This is a genomic window from Sphingomonas sp. PAMC 26621 (assembly GCF_000251145.1).
GTDB lineage: Bacteria > Pseudomonadota > Alphaproteobacteria > Sphingomonadales > Sphingomonadaceae > Sphingomonas.
Window position 1 is genome coordinate 1 of the sequence record NZ_AIDW01000054.1, and the last position, 7584, is coordinate 7584.

Sequence of the window (7584 nt, forward strand, 5' to 3'; positions counted from 1 at the left end):
ACATCCTGGTCCGGCTCGTAGCGAAAGACTTCCTTGCTGAAAAGCCCTCCCGTACGGCAGAGCCGCGGAGCGGCTTGGGCACATACGGGGTGATGCCTGCCGCCTCGCAGGCCTCGATGTCTTCGATCTTGAAGTAGCCGCGGTCGGCCACCGCATCGATCCGCTCGACGCCCAGTGCCTCCATTGCCGCTGTTGCGGTCTGCGCGAGCAGGCCCAGGTCAAGGACCTGGTTGCTCACCGCCTGCTCGGCGATCAGCTTGTGCTCACGTCGACCGCAAGCTGGATGTTGTAGCCGATCCCCACTTTGGTCATGCGCGCCATCGCGCGGGCGTCCGGATCGGTAAGCGAGATCTGGTCAGCGCCGGTGCGATCCAGTTCGGCAATCCATCTCCTTGTGACGGCGCGCTTGCCCTGGATGGCAGCGATCTTCTCGGCCAGCTTGCCGTCGCGCGGGCCGGAACCGCCGCCCGGCGTGCGGTCTTCGTCGGCATCCCCTTCGTCGAGCCGTTTCATGTAGCTGGCGAGCTTCTCGTCGGCGTCCTGGATGAACTTAGCGAGCGATGCCCGAGTGAAGTTTCGGGTCCTGTTGTTGACCGCCTTGATGCGCGTGCCGTCCACCGCCACGAGCTCGCGTCCGAACAGATCGAGTTGACGACACAGCACCACGTACTCGCGGAACACCGCCTTAAAGGCGGCACGGTTGGTCGCGGCGGAAGTCGGGCCGATGGTTTTGAAATCCGGCTTGAGATGCCGCAGCAGCCAGATGACTTCGATATTGCGGTGCGTCTCGGCTTCCAGGCGTCGGCTCGAACGGATCCGGTTCAGGTAGCCATAGATGTAGAGCTTGAACAGATCTGCCGGATCGTAGCCCGGCCGCCCCGTCGCCTTGGGTTGCGCCCGGACAAACCCGGCCGCGCCAAGGTCGAACCCGTCGACAAAGGCCTCGATGAACCTGACCGGATTATCCGGTCCGACATAATCATCAACCGCCTCGGGCAGCAACAGGAGCTGCGAGCGGTCCGTTCCAGACAGATGCGCCATGCCAGAAATGTACCATCGCAGCGATCCGCGGGAATCCTCACACCGATTTTCACACAGTCTGTCATAGTTGTGTGACATGCAGCACACACGTTTAATCCAAAGTTGACCGGCCAATCATGACGATTTTGGCCACTCGAAGAGATCGATTACTGTGGGAGAGGCAGCCAGAGCGGCTCCCCATTCCGTATAGGGTGCGACATCAGGTAGGCCGAGGTGCAGCACGCTGGTCAATTCAACCCAGACAGGCTCTGACTCCGCCACGAGAAAGCTTCTGCTGCCGCTGCTATCCTCGACCGTTAGTGCGAGCACGAACTGCTCGATCTCGGCCTGTTGTATTAGGCCGGCTGCGATCCCCGTGATCGTGGTCCATGGCATGTCGCGGGGCACGCCATCCACCCGCGCAACGAGGCCGGCTTTGCTCGCTCCAGTGATGATGTTGCACGCACGCAGAGGGGGTGGTGAGGGTGAGCCTAGCACAGTGCAACACCGCGGATCGTCAGCTCACCAACCAGGATCTTGGCAACGCCAGGACCAATGATGGTGTTTGCGCTGCCTAGCGCTGTTTCAATTGTGTCGCCTGGAAATGCGATCTCAATCACGTGTGAGTTTGGGACAGGAAGGCCATCGGCGTCTATGACGAATGGCCGCGGTATGATCTGGACGCGGTACTGCATGGTGCAATTATAACGCATCCAGCTGTCGGATTGAGGGCAGGCCACTGCCCATACCGCTGTTGCCAGGGGTAGTAAATAGACAGACACCGCGACGTCCGAAACTCACAAGTTTTGCATCAGATGAAAAAGTGTACGAAGTCCGGCACTTCCGCGATGCATAAATCCGATGCACATTGGGGACATGATTTATGGCTACGCACGTGTTTCATCTACCGGCCAGGATCTGGCGCAGCAGCTCGCTCAGCTAGACGCGGCGGGCTGTACGAAGATCTACCGCGAGAAGGTTAGTGCCGCGACGGCCGAGCGGCCCCAGCTCAAGCGCGCGATCAGCTCGCTCGATGCCGGCGACGTGTTGATGGTGACGTCCACCGACCGCCTTGCCCGCAACACCCGTGACCTGTTGAACATCCTCTATGCGGTGAAGGAAGCCGGTGCCGGCTTCCGCTCGATCGCGGAGCCGATGGTGGATACCACCTCGCAGTTCGCCGAGGTCATCATCGCCGTGCTGGGTGTGGCGGCAAGCTACGAGCGCCATCGGATCACCGAACGCACGACTGCCGGCAGGGTCCAGGCCAAGGCCCGTGGCGTAAAGTTCGGCCGGCGCGCTGCTCTTACCCCTCACCAGCAGGCTGAGGCGCTCCAACGGCTCGCCGCTGGCGATACGCAGCGCACTGTCGCCGCTCTACTTGGTGTCGATCAGGCGACAATATCCCGGCTGTACCGAAGGGACCGCTGTATGGCCCGGCTCTGGGGGAAGCGGACATTGCTCTGTCCACCAATTTCCGTCAGCTTTCGCGTATGATCCCTACCGACCGAGCCGCTGATGAAGCGATGCAATCATCCCTGGTGGGGTGGAGCAGCTTAGTGCTAATTCCCGGAATGCTTTTCGTATTTGGGCTGATCTACATCGTTTCGCCCCGCCATATCCCGCCACCGCAGTCGTGGGCGAACGGCACCTACAATAATGCCTGCTGCAAGCCGCTAGTTCTGCGCGATGGCACGCTAAAGTTTGCCGATAAGACAACACGCTATGTTGTCGATGAAGGTAAGTTTGGGAAGCAAATCAACGTAGCTGCTGGGATCGGTGTGCGGGGCACGCGAGTGGAATTTAGCAGCACTTTCGTGTTTGTTCATTTCAACAACGACAGCATGGCAAGGCCCGCAACTGGCGAAGCGAAATCGATCCACATCGTCGGACTAGATGACAGCGCCGACCACGTTTTTGTGAAGCAGGCCGGGAGTTAACCCACTGCGGGCTTGGCGCGGTGTCCGCATTGGGCGCTACCTGGCGTCGCAAAAGGGAACCCTTTCGCAACAAAAGGGACGGTAGAAAGCGCCCCAAAAGCCGACGTTGCCATCAAGGTCTATGGGTGCGAGGAGGTGGACTTCTCGGTGGGGACGGTTGCATGTCGATTTGGAGCCTGTTGCCGGTATTCGGTGCTCTGGCGTCACAGAATGGCGCTGCGTTCAAGACCCGACCCCCGCCGCCTCCACTGCTCCTTCTACCGGACCCTACATCGGGCGAGGGCCCAGAATACTGGCGCTCCTTGCAGCCGATCTGGTTTTCGAAAGAAGACACCGTATCCTGTCGGAGCTACGGGGCGGTTTCAGCCAAATTCCAGTATCAGAACGGCATCGTGCGCGTGATCGACATACGAGGGCTCTCACACCACATCTCTCCACTGGAGCGTGCTGCGCTTAACGCCGCTTTGACTGACTTCGGCTATCTGGACCGCGTGTCGATCGACTGCAATCTGCGCAATAATGCGCTGATTACGGTGACGACCCGCCCCACTAAAGACGACGGCAAGAGAATGGTCCGCCGATTGTCCATCGTCTGGACAAAGCACGCGATGACGGGAATCGGTGGCAGACCCCGGCCTGTTCAAGAGATTGGTGAAGACCTGTACGATTGAGCAGGCGAATGTCGGCTACCCACCGAGGCTGTGTGAAAACGTGCTGATATGCTATGATCAGGGTCTGATTTGGGAGGCCGGTGATGGGGCGTTTCATAGCGGGGTGCGATCGGCGGCAGCAGCTTTTCCTGCCTGATTGCGTGGACGATTACGTAGCCGAGGACAGCCCGGTGCGGATCGTCGATGTGTTCGTCGACGAACTGGATCTGTCGGCGCTGGGTTTCGCGGATGCAGCGGCGACCGGACGGCCCGGCTACCATCCGGCGATGCTGCTCAAGCTCTACATCTACGGCTATCTGAACCAGGTGCAGTCGAGCCGGCGGCTGGAGCGCGAAGCGGGCCGCAACGTCGAGCTGATGTGGCTGACGGGCAAGCTCGCGCCCGACTTCAAGACCATCGCCGACTTCCGTCGCGATCATGGCGCAGCGATCCAGGCGGCGTGTCGCCGGTTCGTCCTGCTCTGTCGCAACCTCGGGCTCATTGCGGGCGGCACAGTGGCGGTGGACGGCAGCCGTATGCGGGCGGTCAACGCCCGCGACAAGAACTTCACAGCCGTGACGATCCGGCGCCGGATGGAGCAGGTGGATGCCAGCATCCAGCGCTATCTAGGCATGCTCGACACCGCTGACCGGCAGGACGGTGAAGCTGCCGAACTTCGCACGACGCGGCTGACGACACGGCTCGGCGAGTTGCGGCGGCAGATGCGTGAACTCGAAGCCATGGAGCAGGCGGTCGCCGCATCGCCTGATCGGCAGATCTCGCTCACCGACCCGGACGCGCGCGCGATGGCGTCGGCGGGAACCGGCACGGGCCAAGTCGGCTACAACCTTCAGGCGGCGGTCGATACCGACAGCCACATCATCGTCGCGCACGAAGTCATCAATCTTGGCCACGACCGTACGTCTCTTGCGAATATGAGCGAGCAAGCCCGTGCGGCGACGGGCGCGGATGCGCTCACCGTGCTGGCCGATCGCGGCTACTTCTCGGGCCCCGAGATCCTCGCGTGCGAAGCGGCCGGCATCACGCCGATCTGCCCCAAGCCGCTCACCTCCGGAGCCAAGGCCGATGGCCGCTGGGGCAAGCAGGACTTCGTCTATGTGCCCGAGAACGACACCTACCGATGCCCGGCCGGCGAAACGATGACGCGGCGCTTCTCCAATATCGAGCATGGCATGACGCTACACGCCTATGCCACGCCGGCCTGTCGCTATCGCTGCGGCGTGAAGGCGAACTGCACCACCAGCATCGAACGCCGTATCAAGCGGTGGGAACATGAAGAGGTGATCGAAGCAATGCAGGCCCGGCTCGACCGGATGCCGAGTGCAATGCGGGTCAGACGACGTACGGTCGAGCACGTCTTCGGCACTCTCAAGGACTGGATGGGGCGAAGCCACTTCAAGACGCGAACGCTCAGGAACGTCAGAACCGAGATGAGCCTTCACATCCTTGCATACAACATCAAGCGCGCCATCGCTCTGGTCGGTGTGCCGGGGCTGATGGCAGCGATGCAGGCCTGAACCCTGCGTTCGCGCGCGTCTCAATCAGCGACGCTTCGTCACCGTTCTCACACAGCCTCCACCAGACCCTGACATCCGCGATCGGCAGCGCATCGGTTTTCTGCATCACCACAATGCCAAGATTCCCGCCGTTCCAGGCATGATGCAAAACCCGTGAGTTTCGCATCACGCCCGGTCGGGTGGCTGACATTTAGAAGTTTGCAATTAGCATCTGACAAACGGGCGCAATGGTTGAATCAAAAGCGCTTCCGCTGAGTCATGTCTGTCCTCCGATGGCCGTGCTGGTATCTGGCCAAGGCTGGTCGCTGGTCCAATCCGACGGAATTCTCGGTTATAATACGCAGGCAGCTATCGAAAAAGACGGAATCGTAATCAGTTATTCGAACAGCAAGGGTGAGCAGGATTATGGCGTTAGGCTCGCCTGTGCCGTTCATCCAGCTTTGAGCCCTGAACTATATCGCCACCCGGCTCTAATTCAGATTCTGGCTGCTATTGGAATACAGGCCGGTTACGATAATATCACGTTTGAGACTGATAAAAATCTACAAGCGATCAAAAGCTATTTAATGGACCCATTGATCTGGAAAGAAAATGTAAAAACAACAGCAACTAGTCTATTAAAACAATACAAAAAATGGCGCAGAGGTTCAGATACAACACGCAATTTAGCTAAATCTTTGGCGGGCCGCCATCCGTGGGTTAAAGCAGGCAAAGTACCTACTATAGCATATTTAATAGATACAGAACGATTATCTTTAGAGAAAGTAAGACATTCCGTTAGCGGAATAATCTTTGGAGCTGTTGGAATTGGTATGGTGATAGCTCATTACTGGAGGTAACGGCGACAAGCTGTCCAGCCGATGATTGCTACTACGCGCTCCCGGGCGATCTGCTGTCAATTCGTGCTGATGCAAAACTTTTGATTTTTGCATCAGGAATGACCGGGTTTGGTGGCAAGCTGCCGTTCGCGTGGTACGCTGCGGCATGCTGAAGTCACCGCGATCGATGACGTTGGGGGCGGCCGCGGTAATGGCGGTCTGCCCCGGCAGCGCTTCACCCCTCGCAGCGCCAAAGGCACCCAGCTACAGCACGAATAAATGTCGGCCCGCTCCCCACGGGTGGCAACGGCAGGGCAGCGAATTTGGCGAACTAGTGCAAGTTAACGTACTTGAGGCTCGTCAGCGACGACTTCGCTGGAACGGCTTCCCTGCTACTGAACAGAGCGTTTCTCGCCTGCTCGTCAATGTGCGTCGCTTCGATCCCCGGCCGGGTATGGTTCTGGTGATTTATCCGGACGCAACTTGCGCTGAAGTCGCGGTGATCCGGAAACTGATTGTCGCACGTCTGCATTGCGGACGGAATCAGGTGTGTGTGGAGTATAGTTTTGCCGAGTGGGATCGAACACGGCCTCCGCCCCGGCGCGACAGGTAGATGTCTGCAATTGGGCGTTTCCGGTCTGTCCGATTAGCTGTCCGAAAGCTGCCAGTCGCCTTTGCAGAACAGCCGGCGCGCCGACCGTGCTTGAACGTCGCGACCTGGTGGATAGCAGACCTCCACAACCGCCGGATCAACGCCCCCGAATGATCGCGATCGCTTCCTTTGCTACAGCAATCAGATAGCCAAGCGAGATGATGTAAGAGGCTTTTTCGCCATCGTAGTGTGCGAAGATCCCGATTGAATAACATACTTGAACGACCAGATTAATTGCTACGACCGTCAGGACGATCGGCACAAAACTGGACGGCACCAAGAGCCTGTTGACGACGTCCTGAGCTGAGCGCGTATGGTTTGTCATGCTGTCATCGTAGCACAACACCCTAAGTCTGGAATGGCTGGAAGTGGGCGACTGCCGACTGTCCGCTTCCCCACCCAAAAGCTGCCGTCGCAGAAGGGACCCCTTTTGAAACATCGGCTATGGCGGCTTTGAGGAAAATTGTGGCGGCCGCGAATGACAAAGTCTGGGCTAAAGCGACCGCTTCCAGGTCGGGGAGAAAGACAAACGGAATCCGACTGACCGCTACCATCAACCTTCTCTATTGATTGCACGTTCGGTTTCGCGCGATCATCCACATCTAAATGGTACGTTATACCAGGATCCGATGATCGTGACTCGGAAGGGGTTGCCCGCGGCGGCTTGGTTTGATTCAACATGGCAAACGGACAGGAGTTTGCCATGCCGATCGCACTTCGCACCGACTTCGACGCTGTCATGGTACGGTCGGCCGCTCGTAACGCGAAGGATGGCGCCCAGGCGCGGCGCTTGCTCGCGTTGGCGGCGATCTATGAGGGGGCGAGCCGGACGGAGGCCGCGCGGCTCGGGAGCGTCACGGTGCAGATCGTGCGGGACTGGGTGGTGAAGTTCAACGCGACGGGGCCTGAGGGGCTGATCGACAAAAGGGCGACCGGGGCAAGCTGCCGCTCCTGAACGCGACGCAC

Annotated in this window: 7 protein-coding genes and 1 pseudogene; 6 read left to right on the forward strand and 2 right to left on the reverse strand. The window is 59.2% G+C overall.

Annotated features, from left to right (window positions below; all coding sequences use genetic code 11):
- Positions 1-1041, reverse strand: a pseudogene (locus RI03_RS20705) (transposase); the annotation flags it as partial.
- 855 nt (positions 1042-1896) lie between these two features.
- Here RI03_RS20705 and RI03_RS20715 point away from each other — a divergent pair.
- The 5 genes from RI03_RS20715 to RI03_RS23860 all read left to right on the forward strand — a co-directional run bounded on the left by RI03_RS20715 (position 1897) and on the right by RI03_RS23860 (position 5987).
- Entirely contained in the window at positions 1897-2517 is a 621-nt protein-coding gene (locus RI03_RS20715) for a recombinase family protein (RefSeq protein WP_238542486.1), read from the forward strand.
- Positions 2514-2960 (forward strand): hypothetical protein, encoded by a 447-nt coding sequence (locus RI03_RS20720; protein ID WP_010219673.1) that lies wholly within the window; start codon positions 2514-2516, stop codon positions 2958-2960. Before RI03_RS20715 ends, RI03_RS20720 begins: the two co-directional genes overlap by 4 nt.
- A 161-nt stretch (positions 2961-3121) precedes the next feature.
- Positions 3122-3631, forward strand: a complete 510-nt coding sequence (locus RI03_RS20725; protein WP_026046939.1) for a hypothetical protein — start codon at positions 3122-3124, stop codon at positions 3629-3631.
- An 83-nt stretch (positions 3632-3714) separates the two neighbouring features.
- On the forward strand, positions 3715-5148 hold the full coding sequence (locus RI03_RS20730) for an IS1182 family transposase (protein ID WP_010219675.1): 1434 nt from the start codon (positions 3715-3717) through the stop codon (positions 5146-5148).
- A 227-nt stretch (positions 5149-5375) separates the two neighbouring features.
- Positions 5376-5987, forward strand: coding sequence for a hypothetical protein (locus tag RI03_RS23860; protein ID WP_170318440.1), 612 nt, complete (start codon positions 5376-5378; stop codon positions 5985-5987).
- Positions 5988-6715: 728 nt separating this feature from the next.
- Here RI03_RS23860 and RI03_RS20740 read toward each other — a convergent pair.
- Positions 6716-6943 (reverse strand): hypothetical protein, encoded by a 228-nt coding sequence (locus RI03_RS20740; RefSeq protein ID WP_037515894.1) that lies wholly within the window; start codon positions 6941-6943, stop codon positions 6716-6718.
- A 378-nt stretch (positions 6944-7321) separates the two neighbouring features.
- Between RI03_RS20740 and RI03_RS20745 the strand changes: the two genes are divergently transcribed.
- Positions 7322-7573, forward strand: coding sequence for a helix-turn-helix domain-containing protein (locus tag RI03_RS20745; RefSeq protein WP_010219678.1), 252 nt, complete (start codon positions 7322-7324; stop codon positions 7571-7573).
- The last annotated feature ends 11 nt before the right edge of the window (positions 7574-7584 follow it).

Excerpts from the sequence above, each read along its gene's own strand:
- RI03_RS20715 (WP_238542486.1), top strand. The coding sequence starts at position 1,897 with ATGATTTATGGCTACGCACGTGTTTCATCTACCGGCCAGGATCTGGCG.
- RI03_RS20720 (WP_010219673.1), top strand. The coding sequence starts at position 2,514 with ATGATCCCTACCGACCGAGCCGCTGATGAAGCGATGCAATCATCCCTG.
- RI03_RS20725 (WP_026046939.1), top strand. The coding sequence starts at position 3,122 with ATGTCGATTTGGAGCCTGTTGCCGGTATTCGGTGCTCTGGCGTCACAG.
- RI03_RS20730 (WP_010219675.1), top strand. The coding sequence starts at position 3,715 with ATGGGGCGTTTCATAGCGGGGTGCGATCGGCGGCAGCAGCTTTTCCTG.
- RI03_RS23860 (WP_170318440.1), top strand. The coding sequence starts at position 5,376 with ATGGTTGAATCAAAAGCGCTTCCGCTGAGTCATGTCTGTCCTCCGATG.
- RI03_RS20740 (WP_037515894.1), bottom strand. The coding sequence starts at position 6,943 with ATGACAAACCATACGCGCTCAGCTCAGGACGTCGTCAACAGGCTCTTG.
- RI03_RS20745 (WP_010219678.1), top strand. The coding sequence starts at position 7,322 with ATGCCGATCGCACTTCGCACCGACTTCGACGCTGTCATGGTACGGTCG.